This window comes from Pseudomonadota bacterium (genome assembly GCA_008501635.1).
GTDB lineage: Bacteria > Pseudomonadota > Gammaproteobacteria > QQUJ01 > QQUJ01 > QQUJ01.
In genome coordinates, this window is the sequence record QQUJ01000025.1 from 69424 (window position 1) to 88516 (window position 19093).

Below are 19093 nucleotides of genomic sequence, written 5' to 3' on the forward strand. Positions count from 1 at the left end.
ACCTCACAACGACCGACGACAATGCGGTTGCCCGTGGTCAACGGTTTAAACCGGGAAGCACAGTCACCCCGATCCGAGGCCCGCCGGCTGGATGGTGAACACTATCGCCAGAGTAACCGATAGCACGACGGCCAAAGCAATCAGCAACGGTTTCCACTTCCGTTTCCGACGTGCTGGTGTTCGGAACGGAACAATCACCGAATGGGCTCTGCCAACGTCCATTGGATTCAAGGTTTTTTCGGCAACGATTTCTTGCGGCGCCGCTGACCCTTCTTGGACTTGGAGGGAACTTCGGGCTGCGGATTGAGCGCCTTCAGGTCATGCTGGTGTTGCTGCCGCTTCTGGCGCGCCCGCGAGGGCACCTCTGGTTGCGGGTTGAGCGCCCAGACCGTGCCACTTGCGCAGAGACCGGCACCCAGTCCCAAACAGGCGATCAGTAGTTTGCGACGTTGCGGATTCATTCTCTCTCTCCTCGGGAATCACCACCGTATTGACGGTGTTCAGGCCCTGAGTCGTGGGCTTGAAGCGGACGGTTCAACGGGCAACTGCCCGGGTTCGGCGACCGTGGATGGCGGAACGCACACTCTGCGACCGTTATCAGTTATTCTCATGTTCCTGATTAAGCCAACGCCCTGAGCATCCGATGAGTCTGCCCAGCCAATTTGCCGACGCGCTCGCCAGCCTGGTGGGCGTCACCGGCATCATCACCGATACCGAAGCGCTCGCACCCTACGTCAACGAAGAACGCGGTAGATTTCGTGGCCAGGCTGCCGCGCTTGTGCGCCCGGCGGATACGCATCAGGTCGCCGAGGTCGTCAGGCTCTGTGCCGCTCACGGGATTCCCATCACGCCCCAAGGTGGCAACACCGGTCTGTGCGGTGGCGGTGTACCCCACGGCGGCATCATCCTCAGCCTCGCGCGCATGAACCGCGTACGCACGATCGATCCGATCAATTACACCGTCACGGTGGAGGCCGGCGCGATCCTGGCCGAGATTCAACAGGCGGCGGATCGCGAAGGTTGCCTCTTTCCGCTGTCGCTCGGGGCGGAGGGTTCCTGTCAAATCGGCGGCAATCTGGCGACCAACGCGGGTGGCATCAACGTGCTGCGCTATGGCAATGCCCGCGACCTGGTATTGGGTCTGGAAGTGGTGCTGCCCGACGGTCGTATCTGGGACGGATTGCGCGCACTGAGCAAAGACAACACCGGCTACGCGCTAAAGCATCTGTTCGTCGGCTCCGAAGGAACGCTGGGGATCATCACCGCGGCGGTGCTGAAACTCTTCCCCAAGCCGCTCGATGTACAGACGGCACTGTGCGGACTCGACAGCGTGCAGGCCGCCACTCACCTGCTGTCGCTCGCAAGGGCGCGCTCGGGCGATGCGGTGACAGGCTTTGAGTTGATCTCGAATTTTGCGATGGAGATCACCACCCGGCATGTGCCTGACTGCGTAAACCCGCTGGCGCAAACCCATCCCTGGTACGTCCTGATCGAACTCTCCTCCTCACGGCCCGATGCGGGGTTGCGGTCGGTCTTCGAAGGTTTGCTGGAAGAGGCCTATGCCAAGGGGGTGATTGCAGATGCCGCCGTCGCCGAATCCCTGGAACAGGCACGGCGATTCTGGCGCTTGCGCGAGGCGATTCCCGAGGCACAGAAGCGCGAGGGCAGTTCCATCAAGCACGATGTAGCGGTGCCGGTATCCCGGGTGGCGGAGTTTATCGAGCGGGGCATCGCCGCCGTTACGCAAACCTTCCCTGGCGTGCGTCCCTGCCCTTTTGGCCATCTTGGTGACGGCAACATCCACTTCAACATCACTCAGCCGGTGGGGATGGATAAAAGCACCTATCTGGCGCAGTGGGAGGCGATGAACCGTGTGGTACACGATCTGGTTGCCGAAATGGATGGCTCGATCTCCGCCGAGCACGGTGTGGGACTGTTGAAGGTCGACGAGATACGCCGCTACAAGAGCCCGGTTGAACTCGATCTCATGGAGAATCTGAAACGCGCTTTGGACCCCGACAATCTGATGAATCCCGGCAAGGTGGTGCGCTTGTCCGACCTGCGCAAATAGGCCGACGCCCGTCATCGTACCCTCCTCAGGGTGAGCAACAGATCCTGAGCTGATCCAGCCTGCTGAAGTCTCCTCCTCGCGCGCTTGAAACATTCCTCGAATGCTGTACATTTATACAGTATTGAGCAACGTTTCCAACCACCCCGATGTCATCGCAGCCCGACTACGCCGAGCTTCATGCGCTCACCAATTTCACCTTTCTGCGCGGTGCCTCGCATCCCGAGGAGCTGGTGGAACGGGCGGTGGCTGAGGGCTATACCGCCCTGGCGATCACCGACGAATGCACCGTAGCCGGGGTGGTGCGGGCCCATCTCGCCGCGCGCGGAACACCCTTGAGACTTATCGTCGGCAGCGAATTGCACCTGGCCGATGGGCCGCGTCTGGTGCTGCTGGCGACCAACCGCGCCGGCTACGGGGCACTCTGCGCCCTGATCACCCGCGGCCGGCGGGCGACAACGAAAGGCAGCTACCACCTGACCCGCGCCGATGTAGAGGCATTCGATCTGGATCGCTGCCTGGCCCTGCTGCTGCCCGCCGAGGAGCCTGCGGTGGAATCCGCCCGCTGGGTGTCCGGGCTGTTTCCCGACCGCGCGTGGCTGGCGGTGGAGCTGCACCACGGCTGCGACGACGCGGCGCGCCTCGCTCTGTTGCGCGAACTGGGGCGCATGAGCAGTCTGCCCCTGGTGGCAGCGGGCGATGTGCATATGCACCGCCGCGCCCGCCGCCCGCTGCAGGATGTGCTCACCGCCATACGCCTCAACCGCCCCGTGGCCCAATGCGGCTATGCGCTATTCCCCAACGCTGAGCGCCACCTGCGCCGCCGTGAGGTGCTGGCGCGGATCTACCCGCCGGAATTGCTGGAAGAGACGCTGCGCATTGCCGCGCGCTGCCAGTTTGTGCTCGATGAGCTGCGTTACGAATATCCCGACGAATTGGTACCCACAGGCACCACCCCCGCCGTGCATCTGCGCCAGTTGACCGAAGCGGGCCTGCGCCAACGCTGGCCGCAGGGCGAGTCCGCCAAGGTGCGCCAGCTCATCGAACACGAGCTGGCGCTGATCGGCGAACTGCGCTACGAACCCTACTTTCTCACCGTCCACGACATCGTCCGCTTCGCCCGCGCCCGCGGCATCCTCTGCCAGGGGCGCGGTTCGGCGGCCAATTCGGCGGTCTGCTACGCCCTGGGGATCACCGAGGTGGACCCCTCGCGCATGGAGATGCTCTTCGAGCGTTTCCTCTCCCGGGAGCGCGACGAACCGCCGGATATCGACGTGGATTTCGAGCACGAACGGCGCGAAGAGGTGATCCAGTACCTCTACGCCAAATACGGCCGCGAGCGGGCGGCGCTGGCCGCCACCGTCATCACTTATCGGCCCAAGAGCGCGGTGCGCGACGTGGGCAAGGCGCTGGGGCTGGATGGGGCGCAGATCGAGCGCCTGGCCAAGGCGCTCAAGGGGTGGGTGAGCCGCAAAGAGATCGGCGAGCGCCTCACCGAGGCCGGGTTCGACCCCGACAACCCGGTGATCGCGCGCCTGCTGTGGCTGGTCAGCGAACTGCTGGGCTTCCCGCGCCATCTCTCCCAGCATGTCGGCGGTTTCGTCATCGCCCGGGACTCCTTGCACGAACTGGTGCCCATAGAAAACGCCACCATGCCCGAACGCACGGTGATCCAGTGGGACAAGGATGATCTTGAGGCCCTGGGCCTGCTCAAGGTCGATGTACTGGGGCTGGGAATGCTGAGCGCCATCCGCAAGGCGCTGGATCTGATCAACGGTTATCGGAGTCGGATGTCCGCTCGTAGGAGCGACTTCAGTCGCGATGTGCGGCCTGATCCGATCGTGACATTCGCGGTTGAAACCGCTCCTACGAGCACCAGTAACGGGGAAAACCGTGAACGGGACTCCGCCCGGACATCAGGGCCGATCAACGGCCATCGGGGTCGAATACCCCCCAGTAGGAGCGACTTCAGTCGCGATGCACACCCCGATCCGACCGCGACGTTCGCGGTTGAAACTGCTCCTACGGGCACCGGTAGCGGGGAAACCCGCCCGCCGCTCTCCCTGGCCACCATCCCCCCCGAAGACCCGGCCGTCTACGACCTGATCTGCGCCGGCGACACGGTGGGCGTGTTCCAGATCGAGTCCCGGGCCCAGATGGCCATGCTGCCGCGCCTCAAGCCGCGCACCTTCTACGATCTGGTCATCGAAGTGGCCATCGTCCGTCCCGGCCCCATCCAGGGGGACATGGTCCATCCCTACCTGCGCCGCCGTCAGGGTATCGAACCGGTCACCTACCCCAGCGAGGCGGTACGCGGCGTGCTGGAGCGCACTCTGGGGGTGCCCATCTTCCAGGAACAGGTGATCAAACTGGCGATGGTGGCGGCGGGTTTCTCCGCCGGTGAGGCCGACGCCCTGCGTCGCGCCATGGCGGCGTGGCGGCGGCGCGGCGGGCTGGAACCCTTCGAGCAGCGACTGATCACCGGCATGCGTCAACGCGGCTACTCCGAGACCTTCGCCCGTCAGATCTACCAGCAGATCTGCGGCTTCGGCGAGTACGGCTTCCCCGAAAGCCACGCCGCCAGCTTTGCGCTGCTCGCCTACGCCTCGGCCTGGCTCAAGCGTCACGAACCCGCCGCCTTCTGTGCGGCCCTGATCAACAGCCTGCCCATGGGTTTCTACGCCCCCGCGCAGCTGGTGCAGGACGCTCAGCGCCACGGGGTCGAGGTGCGGACCGTGGATGTGCGTCACAGCAATTGGGATTGCACGCTGGAGCCTCCTGGGGCCCCTATCTCGCGTCAGGACACCAGGGTGCCAGGAACGCGGAAAACGCTGGCATCAGCACCTGTTTTTGCCCCACGAGACGACAACGGGCAGAGCATTCTGACGACCGTTCCCCCTCACCCCAGCCCTCTCCCCAGGGAGAGGGAGCCCAACTGCATCCCCAGTACCCTCTCCCCCCGGGAGAGGGTCAGGGTGAGGGCCCAACCCACCCTGCGCCTCGGCCTGCGGCAGGTAAAGGGCCTTTCGCGCGAAGGCGCGGAGCGCCTTGTCGCCGTACGGGCCGAACAACCCTTCGCCGATGTGGCCGATCTGGTCCGCCGCGCTCGCCTCGACAAGCGGGACCGCAATGCCCTCGCGGCGGCCGGGGCACTGGCGGGACTGGCCGGTAACCGCCACCAGGCGCGCTGGCAGACGCTGGGCATTGAGGCGGCGACACCCCTTGGGGTGGAGAACACCATCGCTGAAGCCACCCCCATGCTGGCACCCCCTAGCGAAGGTGCAGCGATTGCGGCGGACTACCGCAGCCTGGGACTCACACTGGAGCGCCACCCCTTGGCGCTGTTGCGTGAGCAACTAACCACACAGCATCTCGTCACCGCCGAGGCAATCAATACTTTGCCCCACGGCCGCCGGGCGCGCATGGCAGGCCTGGTGGTCACCCGGCAACGACCCGGCACCGCCAGCGGCGTGGTCTTCGTCACCCTGGAGGATGAGACCGGTGTGGTGAATGTGGTGGTGTGGGGGCAGCTGGCCGAGCGCCACCGCCGTGTGCTGCTGGAATCGCAGCTACTGGCAGTGAGCGGTGAGGTGCAGACCGAAGATGGCGTCACGCACCTCATCGCCCACCGTTTGGAGAACTACAACCCGCTACTGGGCGGCCTGGAAACCCGATCGCGGGATTTCCACTGACACGCCTCAGCGCGTGGGCATACCCGGCATACCCGGCATGCCCGGCAGCTGCGCCGGCTGGTAATCGTCGGGAACCGTAAACAGCGCGCTGGCAATGCGGTCTGTGCCGACTTTGGTCAACTGCACGATGTCCTTTTTGCCGGCACGGATGTGGGACGCCCGCACTGGCACCCCCGGTATCTCCTCCGGGCCGAAGAACGGCATATCCCGTCCCATACCCCCCCGTGCCGAATCAGCCATGCTGCCCATCACCTTGAAGAATGCCTGCAGGGTCTGGAAATCCCGATCCGAAATTCCCAATGTCTTTGCCTTGGCGACACAGAGCTCGCTGGTCACCCTGGCACCTTCGACCACCTCGATAACCTCGCAATTCCACGAACCCACCTTTTCGGTGCGTTTGGTCCTGCGAATCTGCGGCTTGGCACGCGCACCACCCGCCGGCTTACCCATCATCTGTTCGACCTGGGCGCGCTGCTCAGGCGTCATGTTCTTCATCTGCTCCGCCATCATCGCCTGCATCTGTTGCATCATGCCGGACGCCTGCTGCATGGTCTGCCTGACCTGCTGCGGCGTGATGGTCATGACCGTCTTGGCTTTACCGTCAAGCACCTGGTACTGATCGCTGCCTTCACGGTACAGCACGATGAATTCCTGTCCTTGAACACCGCTCGTCACCCGCACCCGGCCCTCGCTCACCTGGATCAGCTGTTTCATCTGATTGCCGGCAGCCACATCCATTTCCAACGTGACATCCGCCGTCACGACGGTCGTAACCAGCGCCAGTGCTGCGCCGAGGATCGTTTGGTATTGCCCTACATTCATCCTGTTTCTCCTTATCGCTCGCTCAGTTTTGTTCGCCCGGACCGGGCGCTGAATCAGTCCGTACTCGTATTGATTATTATCCAGCTTATCAATCGGTTAACTTGTTCTATCCGCCAAGCCTCAGAAATCACTGACACCGGAGCATGCGACCCCGGGGCACGGCGCTACGGACCTCGGTACAGACGATTGGTACCGCACTCCAACTATGAGACTAGCCAATCAACGGAAGGGATGCATCACTTTGCTGGTCCGGCAGCGATGGCTGGCTGTCATCGCATCCAGTATGCGAACCTGCCTACAGTTTTCGTCGGCCGCGTCGATATGATGTCCAAGAACACCCCGCGGGGCGTCGGCGTCCAACCTCAACAAGAGACGTTAGCGGCCGCCCTGCACTGCAGTATCCCCCGGAACCGGCGTGACGGCGCAGCCGTTCACAGTGATATACGTTACGCTGACAGGGGTGATGTAATGGGCGTGTACAAGCAGTCTCTCAGACTAGTTGGCGGTTCGCTTTGGTTGGCCGCCGGAATCGGATTAGGTGCCTTCTTCGTCGACCAGGTACGTAAACCGGCGATCGACACCATGCTGGACTCATCGGTGGCGATTCGCACCATCACCCACGTCAAAATCGATCAGCTGGGCGACTCGGTCTGGTCCAAACGTCATGGTTCCGGTTTCCTCGTATCGGCAGAGAACTGCGAAGTATGGACCAACCACCACGTGGTCGCCGAAGCAGCGCTGATCGAGATCATCCCGCGAGATTGGTCCGCGCCCGAGGGCATCGCCGCGCGTGTCATCAGCTCTGATCCGCACACCGATATCGCAGTGCTGCGCATGACCCACTGCGCCGGCATGAAGGCGGCCGAGTTCGGCGATTCCGATACGCTGCAAACCGGTGATGAGGTTTTCGCAGTCGGCAATCCCTTCGGCCGCAATCCCGACTCCATCAGCCGGGGTATCGTCTCGCACAAACATCGTTACCTGCGGGGTGGTGTCGAGTACCTGCAAAGCGACGCCATGATCAATACCGGCAATTCCGGCGGTGCGCTTTTTGACCGCCGCGGCCGGGTAATCGGTGTCAATACAGCCGTTGCAACCGACAACAGCTCCGGCGGTACGGGCGTCAGCTACTCGGTGCCCATCAACAATGCACTGCGCGCGGTGGAACGGCTGCACGCCGGCACTCCCAGCTGGGGGGATATTGGATTGGGTGACCTGCTCACTGAGCTTGCCCCGACGGAAGCCGAGATGTTTCGCATCCCAGCCGGACGTCCAGCGGTAACACTGATCAGCGATCCGCAAAAAGGGAGCGCTCTCGGGCTACTCAAGGCGCGCGATGCCATCTTCGAGATAAACGGCATTCCCCTGCGCGGCCTCGCGCACCTGGAGTGGTTGGTCAGTAACAGCCGTCCCGGCAGCAAACTGGACGTGCAATTCATGCGTAACGGTATTGCGGAACGCACCAGGATCGCGGTGGAGAATGGTTGGAATGTCGAGCCCCCTCCCAGTCCCGAGCACTACGATGGCTACCTGGGCATGAAACTGGCGAACTGGTCGGGTGAAGAGGACGAAAAAAGCAACTTCAAATCTCCAGTGATACTCCATGTAACCAGCCTGGGACCCGCGCATCGCGCCGGCGTGCTCAGTTCTCAACACCAGTTCTATCGCCAGGGGCCGTTTCTGCAGTCCTACCTGATGGAAGTGCGCGCGATCACAGGGATCATCGTCGACGGCCAGTATGAACGATTGGCGAGTCCGGATGATCTCAACGCAGTCGCCGAAGTGGCATTGTCGTCAGGCGCCGCGATTCTTCTCGAGATCGAGGAGTGGCAACGTGAGCCCAAGAATCAGGCCGAAGCGCCATTCAGGCATGTCGGTACAACGTATCACCGTGTGCAACCTGCCGCGTCCATACCGGCCAGCGGGCGCTTTGCTAGCGCACTTTGAAGCCGTAATTGCGCAGAGCCTGGACGATCTCGCTCACGTGCGGGAGACCGCGTGTTTCCAGGCTCATTTCCGCCTCTGCCTCCTCCAGACGAACTTCGCTGGCGTGGTGATTCTGGGAAATTCGCAGAATGTTGGCCTGTTGCTCGCCAATGATGCGCGCCAACTCAGCCATGCTTCCCGGGCGGTCGGCCACGACTACGCTGAGGTTGGCGATACGCCCATCGATCTCCAAACCGCGCTCGATGATGCGTGACAGCATCGTCATATCGATATTACCCCCGCTGATGACAACGACGACCTTCCTGCCGGCAACATCGTCCACGTGACCGTTGAGGAGCGCAGAAAACCCGACGACGCCCGCGCCCTCTGCCAACGTTTTTTCACGCTCCAGCAACACCATGATGCCGTTGGCGATTTCTTCCTCCGTAACGGTAACAATGCGTTCGACATGACGTTCCACGATGGGATAGGTGTGCTGCCCCACCTCGGCGACCGAGATGCCATCGGCGATGGAGTTGATATTGGGCACTCTGACAATTTTGTGCACAGCCAGGCTCTCCTTCATGGCCGCCATGCGCTCCGCCTCGATCCCTACCAATCGGGTTGCGGGCTTGATGGTCTTCACGGCGGTGGCGATTCCGGCGATCAATCCACCACCACCGACCGGGACTATAACCACATCGAGATCCGGTACCTGTTCGAGAATCTCCAGTCCCACCGTTCCCTGGCCCGCGATAACCGTCGGATCATCAAACGCGTGGACAAATGTATACCCCACCTGTTGCTGCAGTTCGCGCGCGTGGCGATAGGCCTCGTCGTAGCTCTTGCCCCACAATACAACCTCCGCACCCAGTTCCCGTGTGCCCCGCACTTTGGCCAGGGGCGCGGTTTCCGGCATCACCACCACGGCGTGGATGCCACCGATGCGCGCAGCGTGTGCCAATCCCTGGGCATGATTGCCCGCGGAGGCGCAGATCACGCCCGCGGACTTCTCACCGTCGCTGAGGCAGAGGATCTTGTTGAGCGAGCCCCGCTCTTTGTATGAGCCTGTCATCTGCAGATTTTCGAGCTTGAGATATACCTGACAGCCCATCATGCGGCTTAGCGTCTCGGAACGCGCGCAGGGCGAGTAGAAGACCGATTGGCGAATTCGCTCGTGGGCCGCTTGAATGTCACGCAGTTGTATCATCACGATGTCTTTCGAGAGTGTTCGAATGCACAATCGTTGACCTGGCCCGGATGAAACGCAACCCCTATAAAGCAAAACGGCGAGTTCCGAAGGCTCGCCGCTGTGCAATCAGTTTGTCGAGATGGATTCTACTTGTTCAGATGCACCTTGGCGTAGGAGCCGGGTGCGGCCTCGATGACCGGCAGATCCCCTGCACCGGGGACGCGCGCCGCGACCTTACCGCCGGCGCGACGGTAACACCACTTGTACCAATCGTTCCACCAGGAACCGTCGTATTGCTTGGCTCCCGAGAACCACTCCTCGGGACTATCGGCCAGGTTGGTCTTTGTCCAGTAGCAATATTTGCCCGCTACCGGTGGGTTGATGACGCCTGCGATATGACCGGATCCGCCGAGTACAAACTTGACCTGGCCAGCGAAGAGCTTGGCACCGTCGAAAGTCGCTTTCCACGGCGCGATATGATCCTCGATCGTTGAGAGGAAGTAGACCGGTGTCTTGACCTGCGTAAGGTCGATCTTTTCGCCAACCAATGTCAGGCCGCCGGGTTCTCGCAACAGGTTTCCTTGATACATTTTGCGCAGGTAGAAACTGTGCATGGCCGCCGGCATGCGCGTGGAATCGGAGTTCCAGAACAGCAGATCGAATGGAAATGGCTCTTTGCCCAGCAGATAGTTATTGATGAAGAACGACCAGATCAAATCGTTGGCGCGCAGCATGCTGAAAGTGGTCGCCATTTCGCCGCCGTCGAGGAAACCCGCCTTTTGCATCTTCGCTTCCAGCGCCTGCAGTTCATCTTCATCGATAAACACTTCCAGCTCACCGGGATTGGAAAAATCCAGCATGGTGGTAAAGAAGGTGGCACTCTTGATGCGATCGTCATTTTTGGCATTGAGATAGGCCAGAGTGCTGGCGAGCAATGTACCGCCGAGACAGTAGCCCACGGCATTGATCTCGTCCTCGCCAGTCGCCCGCGCGATGGCATCCAAAGCCGCCAGTGTGCCCTCCGAGAGATAGTCTTCGAATTGCTTCTCTGCCAGTCCGGCATCTGGATTTACCCAGGAGATAACGAAAACAGTGAAGCCTTGATCCACAGCCCACTTGACGAAGGAATTTTTTTCGCGCAAATCGAGAATATAGTACTTATTGATCCACGGCGGCACGATCAGCAACGGACGTTTATAGACTTTCTCAGTGCTCGGTTCGTACTGGATGAGCTGCATCAGGTCGGTCTGGAATACGACCTTGCCTTTCGTGGTGGCAATGTTTTCACCCAGCTTGAAGGCATCAAGGTCAGTCATTCGGATTTTCAGTTTGCCGCGCCCGCGCTCAAGGTCGTCCAACAGGTTCTTCAGTCCCTGCACCAGGTTCTGACCACCCGACTCGACCGTGGAACGCAACACTTCGGGGTTGGTGATCGGGAAATTGGTGGGCGCCAGGGCATCGACGAACTGGCGAGTGTAGAACTCGACTTTCTTCTTGGTCTTCTCATCCATGCCCTCCACCTCGGCGACGGTGTTCTGCAGCCAGTTGGCGGTGAGCAGGTAGGTCTGCTTCACGTAATCAAAGAAGAAGTGCTCCTCCCAATCGTCGTGTTTGAAGCGGCGATCCGTCTTGTCGGGGGCAATCGCCGGTTCGACCTGCATACCGAAAAAGGAGGCGGCGCTTTTGTGCCAGATATCCAGATACCCCTGCCACAGCGTGAAGTTGGCCTCAGCCAGTTTGGCCGGGTTTTGCAGCATCTTTTCCGTCAGTTGCAAAAAGGCCTGCCCCAAATTGGTTCGATCCCCCATCCCCATGTGGCCTTCCGCCACCTGCTTGCCCAGCCAGTCATTGACGATACGCTGGCTTTGCTCAGCGATTCCCACCATCGTCTCCGAAAGTTTCGCGAGATCAGGCATTTGGATATCGGCTGTCTGGGGTTCGGCCATCTTGGGTTTGCTCCTCGTGATTGTCAGGTCGGCGTGCACTAACGACAGGGGTAACACCCTCAGTCCCTAGGGGATTTGGCGGGCTGGAGATATCTGAACCGGGAATTCGTCAATTTGACGCGGGAAAACTACCCGATTTGTCGCTGCGCTGCAACATTTTTAGCGGGGTGGCAGTGGGTTGCGGGCCTTTCACCATCATCGAAGGCCCGCCGACCATAGCGCCGGGCACACGGTCTTCGAGTGAAAAGCCGCCTCTTCGGGATCAACCGGGAGCTTGATTTTAAAGGTGGTCCCTCTACCCGACTCGCTCTCTATATCAAGCAACCCCTTGTGCTTGGTAACTAGAACCTATCTCAATATCCCGCGCGAGCTGTGCCGGTCGCTCGTGGTTTCAGCGCCAGGCGCGGCGAGCGTGGTTGGGTCATTCCCAATGAGCGAGCCGCAACACCGCGCTGGAGCCACGAGCGGCCGGCCCTTCGGGCCCACCCAGCGCCCTCTGGGGCTCAACACAGCTCACGGGGGATATTGAGATAGGCTCTATGTTGTACACCACATTGAGGCCCAAACCCGTTCCTTACCCAGATCCGGGAAATAGTCTTCGGCTTCATAGGCACCATCCAGGATCGCGGACCTGCGATACTTGGTGCCGTAGTGACGTTTTCTCACCGCATCAGACGCGCAATCAACGATCAGATCGGCCATTAGGGGACGCTCTGATCCGTAGAAGGCTCGCCATTGTTCAGACTTGCCGACCATCTGCTCCGCGCTATAGCCGGTTAACACCGCGCAGGCATGGTTCCAATGGGTGATCCTGTGCTGACGATCGATGACCAGCGTAGCGATAGGCACCCCCTCGAGCGTTTCACGCAGATATTGATCGCTTGCGATCAGCGTTTGCCGCGCCCTGGCACCCTCGGTGACATCGGTAAGCGCAATAAGAATGCCCCCTTCATCGAGCAACTTCTGAGTCTCCTCCAGCACAGTGCTCTCATCGTGGGCGCGATGGACCCTGCACTGAGAAACGGAACCCAGACATTCTGCCTACTCTACCGAGAGCTGGTTGGCATCCCCTTCCCCAAAGTCCCCGCGATCAGTACAAAAACGCGTGACCGCCTCTATGGGTGAGCCCGGTTCAGCCAGATGCTCAGAGAGTTGCAGCAGCTCGCGAAAGGCGAGATTGGTTGCCACTATGCGATGGTCGGTACTGAGGATGCAGAGTCCTTCCGCCGCTGATTGAATGCCTCCATGAAAAGCACTGTTCGATCCACCGCCCCTCCCGGTGTTCTCAAACTCTGCAATCCGAGTCGACAACCCGAATGAGTGTTTCGGCCAAGGCTACGCCAGGGCATAGTGTAATCCCCCTATTTGTAATCCCCCATGGAAGTAGACGTAGGCTGCCAATGCCAGCGTTTGAATCGGGGTGATACCTCCATTGGCCATGTTGGACCGTTCGTCATTGTAGCGCCATAGCCAGTCAGTGGCAGTTCGTTGTGCATGATCGATGGAATCGAACAGATGCTCGTCCAACCACTCATGGCGGACAGTCCGATTGAAGCGTTCAACGTAGGCATTCTGAGTTAGCTTGCTGGGTTGGATAAACAACAAGCGGATATCTCGCTTTGCAGCCCAACTCTGGAACTTAGCACTGCACGTTTTGCGGCCATAGTCTGAGCGGACGACTTTTGGATTACCGCGCCATTCCATGATCTGATCCAGCGCTCGTACAATGCGTGCGGCTGGCAAACCGAAATCAACTTCGATGCCCAGGCTCTCGCGATTATAATCGTCCAGCACATTGAAAGTGCGAAAGGCGGTACCGTTAGCCAGAGCATCATGCATGAAGTCGATCGACCAAACGGTATTGACCTGCCGAGGCACATCCAGCAGATTGGGTGAATCACGCCTCAGGCGGAGTCTGGACTTGATGCGTAAATTTAACTCCAGCCCCCGGTAAATGCGGTAGACATGCTTATGGTTGTACGGCATACCTTTGGCGTTGCGAAGATATAGAAAGCACAGGCCAAAACCCCAGCGACGGTTTGTGGTGATCTATCGCAGCGGCTAGTCGGCGATCAATGCATTGTCATCGTTGAGCTTCACCTGGTAGCGGTAGCGGGTCTCGGAAATACCAAAAGTCTGGCAGGACAACCGGATAGATACGCCCTTCTCGGTAACTGCTCGTTGCGCCAGCTCTTTGCGTCGAGATGGTTTCACCACTTTTTTAGAGGGTCTCAGCGACTTCATGTTCGACGCATTCATGCCGCCATACTTGACGCACCACTTGTAAAACGAAGCATTGCTCATGCCGTACTTCCTGCACAGCTCCGGTACCGGAACGCCGGCATCGGCTTCTTCATTCGTAGAATCTCCTCTTGCAAGAAAATTCTACTCCCCGCGGCAACTATTTTCCGGGGGGATTACACATCCCCAGGTGCGAAAGATCGCGGTGGCCCTGCTGGGTACCATTGAAGAAGATCTCCGGAAGGCGACGGCGGTATCGAGAACGTCAACTCGTGTACCGACGCTAGGAAACCATGCGCACCTTGCAAGGTGAGGCGACCCGCTTTTTCGGCTTCTCGTCAGGCCAACTTCAGAATTTTAGTTCCCTTCCTTTTTCCATCCTCGTGTCTTTCCGTGAGTCTATTTGTGAGAGGTTGGCCAGCAGTACGAATCTAAATACAAAAATATGTGCGTATAGCGCACTTTTAATCAGTGCTATTGACAAGTCTATGTTATGCGTAATAGGTTCTTTTTAACTATATATAAATATAAGTGTGCGTACTTCGCACATACATTAGGGTCGAATGGGAGGAGACGATGCGGGTCAAAAAACACGGTCAGATCTTGTCAAATCATACGCAGGGGGAAAACGCCGGAGGCGTGTCCTTCAACGATCTTAGGGGCTTCATAGCCCTTTTAGAGGAAGCAGGTGAACTAAAACGTATTTCAGCGGAAGTAGACTGGGACCTGGAGTTGTCTCATGTCGCTAAGCTTAACGAACAGAATGGAGGGCCAGCGTTGCTGTTCGAAAATGTAAAGGACTACGAGTGGCCGGTTTTCACCAGCGCTCTCGCCACCTCACAGCGTCTCGCTATCGCACTAGGCCTACCTAAGGAGACCTCCTTTACTGAGTTGGCCAAGGCGTGGGTCATCAAGGTCAAAACTCGAATCCCTCCGAAAGAAGTAAAAAGTGGGCCGTGCAAGGAAAACATACTCCGCGGCGACGAGGTCAATTTGTTCGATTTCCCGGCTCCACGCTATTACGAGGGCGATGGTGGCCGATTCATTGGCACTACCCATTGCATCATCTCACGAAGCCCATCGTCAGGCTGGGTTAATCTGGGTACCCACCGCATGCAAATTCTCGACGAAAAATCGGCGGGCATCTGGATGATTCCTGGCAAGCATGTCCAGCTCCACCTTAAAGAGTACGAGGCTCTCGGCAAACCCATGCCTGTAGCAGTTGCCATCGGCGTTGATCCAACTGTCTTCCTAACCGCCAGCGCTCCAATTCCAGCTGAGGAGTGTGAGTACGACTATATCGGCGGTCTGCGCGGCTCCCCGATTGAGGTGGTACGCGGCGAGACTGTCGACCTCCCGGTCCCGGCCAACGCCGAGGTAATCCTGGAAGGCGAGGTCGACCCCATCGCGCTGCGCGACGAAGGTCCTTACGGTGAGTACTCCGGAACCTATCAAGCCGCCTACCCCAAGCCATTCATGAAAGTGAAGTGCATCACTCACCGTAATTCGCCCATACATTGGGGCTGCACTACTGGTAGACCCATCACGGACATTCATCAACTAATGGCCCTCAATCGCACGGCCACCTTGTGGAGTGACCTACAGAATATGGGTATCCCCGGTATCGTAGGCGTTTATTGCCCACCGGAAACCGGCGGCTACTTCACAACCGTTGTCTCGGTAAAACAGCTCTATGCTGGACACGCCCGCCAAGTAGGTACAGCCGTGCTGTCCTCGCCGTCGGGCGCCTATTCAACGAAGTTTGTGGTGGTCGTCGACGACGACGTCGATCCCACCAATCTTAGCGAAGTTTGGTGGGCCATAGGAATGCGCTATCAACCCGACCGCGGTACCGACATCCTGCACCGCGGAATGCCCTCGCACATCGACCCATCGCTGCATCATTCGGATAAGCATCACACATCGCGGGTAATAATCGACGCCACTGTCCCCTTCGAGTGGGCGCCCGAGGACAAACCGGAACTCATTGCCCTGACACCAGATATTGAAGCCAGAGTGCGGAAACGTTGGAACGAGCTCTTTTCCAGTTGACTGCCCATTAAGTCTAATCGCGGGGTTCTGGGAGGTTTTGTGGAACGACTTGAGCAAATTCTGGCACGCATTACCGCTTTAGTGACCCGAGTGGTCGGGTGGATAATGGGTCTGATGGTTGTGCACATCGTCGTGGATGTGGCGATGAAGTACCTCTTCAATCAGCCAATCTTCGGCACCATCGAGGTCACCGAACACTACTACATGGTACCGGTGGTGTTCGGTGCACTGGTCTATCTTCAGGCCCTCCGTGGGCACGTCAAGGTGGAAATTTTTACTCTGGGTCTTCCGGTCGGAGGTCGCCGATTCCTCGATGGGATCGCAAGTTTAGCCATGGCTGCATTCATGATGCTATTCAGCGCAGTGGGCTACGAAGAGGCCGTTGCCAGTACCGCTCGTCTCGAGTTGGTTGAGGCAGCGACCACAACTATCTACATCTGGCCAGCTCGCTGGGTGTTGCCGCTCGCCGGCACTCTGGTGTCGCTAATCGCTCTGCTCCAAAGCGTCCAGCTACTGAGACCTGGAAGCAGGGTGGGCTGTTAACGGAGCGCCCCGAGCAATGTCGACGATCGCGGTAGTTACAGAAGTGATTGCGAAGCAGCCCCAGAACCTGCCATGACGCCACTATCTGTGGGCTTTATCGGTCTAGCCACAATCTTTGTGCTACTAGCCCTGCGGACACCCATAGGCTTGGCGTTGATCGGCGTCTGTTTTATCGGTACTTGGACGATAATTGGCCTAACCCCAGCACTGAGCATGCTCCGAATCATGCCCTATGAGTTTGTTGCCCATTGGAGTCTGTCTGCCATTCCCATGTTTTTGCTAATGGGTGCGATAAGCTACCACGCCGGCCTAGTCAGCACCCTTTACCGAGCAGCTCGACTATGGTTCTGGTTTGTACCTGGCAACTTGGCGATAGCGAGTAATTTCGCCTGCGCCGGTTTTGCGGCTGCCTCAGGCTCTAGCGTTGCTACAGCAACCGCCATGGGAAGGCTGACCATTCCGGAGATGCTACGCTGTCGCTACGACCCAGGCTTGGCCACAGGAGTTGTGGCGGCAGCTGGAACCCTCGGCTCACTGATCCCACCCAGCATCTTGCTGATTTTGTATGGCCTGTTCACTGAGCAATCGATAAGCGCGCTACTGATGGCTGGAGTGTTGCCCGGCATCCTCACCGCAGTGGTTTACGCGGTGATGATCATTATAAGAGTGAGACATAACCCTTCCCTCGCCCCACCCATGGAGGGTCACATAAATCGAGCGGAGAAGTGGGAGGCGCTACGCGGCGCATGGCCGATTCCACTACTCATTCTCGGTGTGATAGGAGGCATCTACAGCGGTATTTTGACCGCCACTGAAGCGGGAGCCGCTGGCGCATTCCTCGCGTTCCTCATCGGTGTCGCGCGCGGACAAATGACCCGCGCTGTGCTAGATGAAAGTGTGCGCGAAGCCTTGGCTAGCACCGCTTTCATCTTTTTCATTGCCATAGGCGCTAGCTTATTGGCCAAATTCATGGTACTCAGCGGTATACCCACTTACCTGGGCCAGTTGACCGTCCAGTGGTTTGATGGCCCACTCGGCCTGCTCATGGCGGCCTTCGTTATATTCTTGGTCCTTGGCATGTTCCTCGATCCGATCGGACTGATGCTGTTGTCAATCCCGGTGCTGCTTCCGATGTTCAAGCAGGCGGGTTTCGACTTAGTCTGGTTCGGCATCTTGGTCATCAAGTTTGTAGAAATTGGTTTGATAACGCCCCCAGTAGGGCTAAATATATATGCCATTAAGAGTGTCACGGGCGACGCGGTTCCTCTCGAAACTATCTTCAAGGGCGCGGCATGGTTTCTGCTGTGTGAGTTCATCGTTGTCGCGCTTTTGGTGGTCTTCCCTGACATCGCATTATTGCTACCGCGAATGATGCGATAGGAGAGACGGGATGGCCGTAATCACTGCAAGTAAGTAGGCTATGGGAGAAACGACTATGCGAACAAACGTTATTCTGACATCACTAGTACTCGGATTTGCCTTATTGCAGCCAACATCGCTGATCGCTGCCGAATTGCGATACGCTACCTATATTCCGGCAACCTCAAGTAATAACACCAAGGGTGTCCTGCCATTATTCGAGGCGGTGAAAGCCAATACCGGTGGTAGGCTGTCGTTCAGTTTTTATCCTGGAGGCCAACTCCTCGACGCCCGCGCAATGCTCTCCGGCATCAAGGACGGTATTGCCGACGCAGGTTTTCTGGTAGTGCCTTACTACCCCAGTGAACTCAAGCATGCGGCCGTGATACCGGGTATGGTTACTTTCGGCAGCAATCCGGTCGCCACTGCTGGCGCAGTACTTGAGACATACCTACTCGACTGTCCCAAGTGTAATGCTGACTTCACCGACAATGGGGTTATTTTTCTGGCTGGCCACGCCACCACACCTTACAATATCTTGTGCTCAAAACCTGTCGCTTCGGTCAATGATCTGAAGGGATTAAAAATGCGGACGGCCGGCGGCGGTCTGGCACGTGAAGTCGAAGCGCTCGGTGGGGTACCGGTCTCTATGACCTCCGGGGAGGTGTACGAAGGACTACAGCGCGGTCAAATCGATTGCGTAATCGCACCCAAGGCATGGTTGCGCCAATATAGCCTTGCTGAGGTTGTCAAGTTCATCTACGACGTACCACTGGGCAGCATCGGCGGTCTCGGCCTGATGACTATGAATATCAACAAGTGGAAGGGACTAGATGACGCCGATCGTACTATGATACTCAAGGAGTTACCTGGAATGGTCGCACGTGTGGTGCTTGACGGATACGTTGCTGACGACAAAATGGGGATCGATGCTGCTGAAAAGGCGGGGATTGAGATCGTAGCCGCCCCACAGGAGCTACACGACAAACTAGCCATCTTCCGTCAAACCGAATTGGCAGAGGTTGAGCGCAGCGCAACCGAACGCGGAGTCGAGAATGCGCGGGAAATTACTGGTGCCTACCTCGACAACCTAAAAAAATGGAACAGTCTGGCCGAGGATATCGGCACCAATAGTGACAAGTACCGCGAGGTGCTTTGGCGAGAGATCTACAGTAAACTTTGAGTGTCCGGTCGTATACGAGCCGCCCGGCACTCGGGCGGCTCGCACCGGTGAGAAGCGCATTCCATGCTA

The 19093-nt window shown here is 58.7% G+C and carries 13 protein-coding genes and 1 pseudogene; 7 read left to right on the forward strand and 7 right to left on the reverse strand.

Going from position 1 to position 19093, the window contains the following annotated elements:
• Positions 1 to 227: 227 nt before the first annotated feature.
• Positions 228 to 461, reverse strand: coding sequence for a hypothetical protein (locus DWQ09_15640; protein KAA3626709.1), 234 nt, complete (start codon positions 459 to 461; stop codon positions 228 to 230).
• 182 nt (positions 462 to 643) lie between these two features.
• Between DWQ09_15640 and DWQ09_15645 the strand changes: the two genes are divergently transcribed.
• Together DWQ09_15645 and DWQ09_15650 are read left to right on the forward strand one after the other, a co-directional pair.
• On the forward strand, positions 644 to 2071 hold the full coding sequence (locus tag DWQ09_15645; GenBank protein ID KAA3626710.1) for an FAD-binding oxidoreductase: 1428 nt from the start codon (positions 644 to 646) through the stop codon (positions 2069 to 2071).
• 146 nt (positions 2072 to 2217) lie between these two features.
• Positions 2218 to 5760, forward strand: a complete 3543-nt coding sequence (locus DWQ09_15650; protein ID KAA3626711.1) for an error-prone DNA polymerase — start codon at positions 2218 to 2220, stop codon at positions 5758 to 5760.
• Between the two features lie 6 nt (positions 5761 to 5766).
• Here the strand turns inward: DWQ09_15650 and DWQ09_15655 are convergent, their stop codons facing one another.
• Complete coding sequence (locus DWQ09_15655; GenBank protein KAA3626712.1) at positions 5767 to 6582, reverse strand: DUF4412 domain-containing protein; 816 nt, start codon at positions 6580 to 6582, stop codon at positions 5767 to 5769.
• A gap of 231 nt (positions 6583 to 6813) precedes the next feature.
• Between DWQ09_15655 and DWQ09_15660 the strand changes: the two genes are divergently transcribed.
• On the forward strand, positions 6814 to 8529 hold the full coding sequence (locus DWQ09_15660) for a hypothetical protein (protein ID KAA3626713.1): 1716 nt from the start codon (positions 6814 to 6816) through the stop codon (positions 8527 to 8529).
• Here DWQ09_15660 and DWQ09_15665 read toward each other — a convergent pair.
• From DWQ09_15665 to DWQ09_15685, 5 genes and pseudogenes are all read right to left on the reverse strand, one after another.
• On the reverse strand, positions 8516 to 9718 hold the full coding sequence (locus DWQ09_15665; protein KAA3626714.1) for a threonine ammonia-lyase: 1203 nt from the start codon (positions 9716 to 9718) through the stop codon (positions 8516 to 8518). The genes DWQ09_15660 and DWQ09_15665 overlap by 14 nt on opposite strands.
• Before the next feature lie 128 nt (positions 9719 to 9846).
• The gene (phaC, locus tag DWQ09_15670) at positions 9847 to 11646 is read right to left on the reverse strand and encodes a class I poly(R)-hydroxyalkanoic acid synthase (GenBank protein KAA3626715.1); all 1800 of its coding nucleotides are present in this window, start codon (positions 11644 to 11646) and stop codon (positions 9847 to 9849) included.
• Between the two features lie 537 nt (positions 11647 to 12183).
• Positions 12184 to 12537, reverse strand: a complete 354-nt coding sequence (locus DWQ09_15675; protein ID KAA3626741.1) for a PAS domain-containing protein — start codon at positions 12535 to 12537, stop codon at positions 12184 to 12186.
• Between the two features lie 150 nt (positions 12538 to 12687).
• Positions 12688 to 12957, reverse strand: a complete 270-nt coding sequence (locus tag DWQ09_15680) for a hypothetical protein (GenBank protein KAA3626716.1) — start codon at positions 12955 to 12957, stop codon at positions 12688 to 12690.
• 24 nt (positions 12958 to 12981) lie between these two features.
• Positions 12982 to 14001 (reverse strand): annotated as a pseudogene (locus tag DWQ09_15685) (IS3 family transposase).
• A gap of 462 nt (positions 14002 to 14463) precedes the next feature.
• Here DWQ09_15685 and ppcB point away from each other — a divergent pair.
• The 4 genes from ppcB to DWQ09_15705 all read left to right on the forward strand — a co-directional run bounded on the left by ppcB (position 14464) and on the right by DWQ09_15705 (position 19024).
• Positions 14464 to 15939 (forward strand): phenylphosphate carboxylase subunit beta, encoded by a 1476-nt coding sequence (ppcB, locus tag DWQ09_15690; protein KAA3626717.1) that lies wholly within the window; start codon positions 14464 to 14466, stop codon positions 15937 to 15939.
• Positions 15940 to 15978: 39 nt separating this feature from the next.
• Positions 15979 to 16482 carry a TRAP transporter small permease gene (locus DWQ09_15695; protein ID KAA3626718.1) on the forward strand — a complete coding sequence of 168 codons (504 nt, stop codon included), beginning with the start codon at positions 15979 to 15981 and terminating at the stop codon, positions 16480 to 16482.
• Positions 16483 to 16554: 72 nt separating this feature from the next.
• Positions 16555 to 17862, forward strand: coding sequence for a TRAP transporter large permease (locus DWQ09_15700; protein ID KAA3626719.1), 1308 nt, complete (start codon positions 16555 to 16557; stop codon positions 17860 to 17862).
• A 40-nt stretch (positions 17863 to 17902) separates the two neighbouring features.
• Positions 17903 to 19024 carry a hypothetical protein gene (locus tag DWQ09_15705; protein ID KAA3626720.1) on the forward strand — a complete coding sequence of 374 codons (1122 nt, stop codon included), beginning with the start codon at positions 17903 to 17905 and terminating at the stop codon, positions 19022 to 19024.
• Positions 19025 to 19093 lie beyond the last annotated feature (69 nt).

Bases quoted from the DNA above. Each gene is read 5' to 3' on its own strand.
- DWQ09_15705 (KAA3626720.1), top strand. From the start codon at position 17,903: ATGGGAGAAACGACTATGCGAACAAACGTTATTCTGACATCACTAGTA.
- DWQ09_15700 (KAA3626719.1), top strand. From the start codon at position 16,555: ATGACGCCACTATCTGTGGGCTTTATCGGTCTAGCCACAATCTTTGTG.
- DWQ09_15655 (KAA3626712.1), bottom strand. From the start codon at position 6,582: ATGAATGTAGGGCAATACCAAACGATCCTCGGCGCAGCACTGGCGCTG.
- DWQ09_15650 (KAA3626711.1), top strand. From the start codon at position 2,218: ATGTCATCGCAGCCCGACTACGCCGAGCTTCATGCGCTCACCAATTTC.
- ppcB (KAA3626717.1), top strand. From the start codon at position 14,464: ATGCGGGTCAAAAAACACGGTCAGATCTTGTCAAATCATACGCAGGGG.
- phaC (KAA3626715.1), bottom strand. From the start codon at position 11,646: ATGGCCGAACCCCAGACAGCCGATATCCAAATGCCTGATCTCGCGAAA.
- DWQ09_15645 (KAA3626710.1), top strand. From the start codon at position 644: ATGAGTCTGCCCAGCCAATTTGCCGACGCGCTCGCCAGCCTGGTGGGC.
- DWQ09_15640 (KAA3626709.1), bottom strand. From the start codon at position 461: ATGAATCCGCAACGTCGCAAACTACTGATCGCCTGTTTGGGACTGGGT.
- DWQ09_15660 (KAA3626713.1), top strand. From the start codon at position 6,814: ATGCATCACTTTGCTGGTCCGGCAGCGATGGCTGGCTGTCATCGCATC.
- DWQ09_15665 (KAA3626714.1), bottom strand. From the start codon at position 9,718: ATGATACAACTGCGTGACATTCAAGCGGCCCACGAGCGAATTCGCCAA.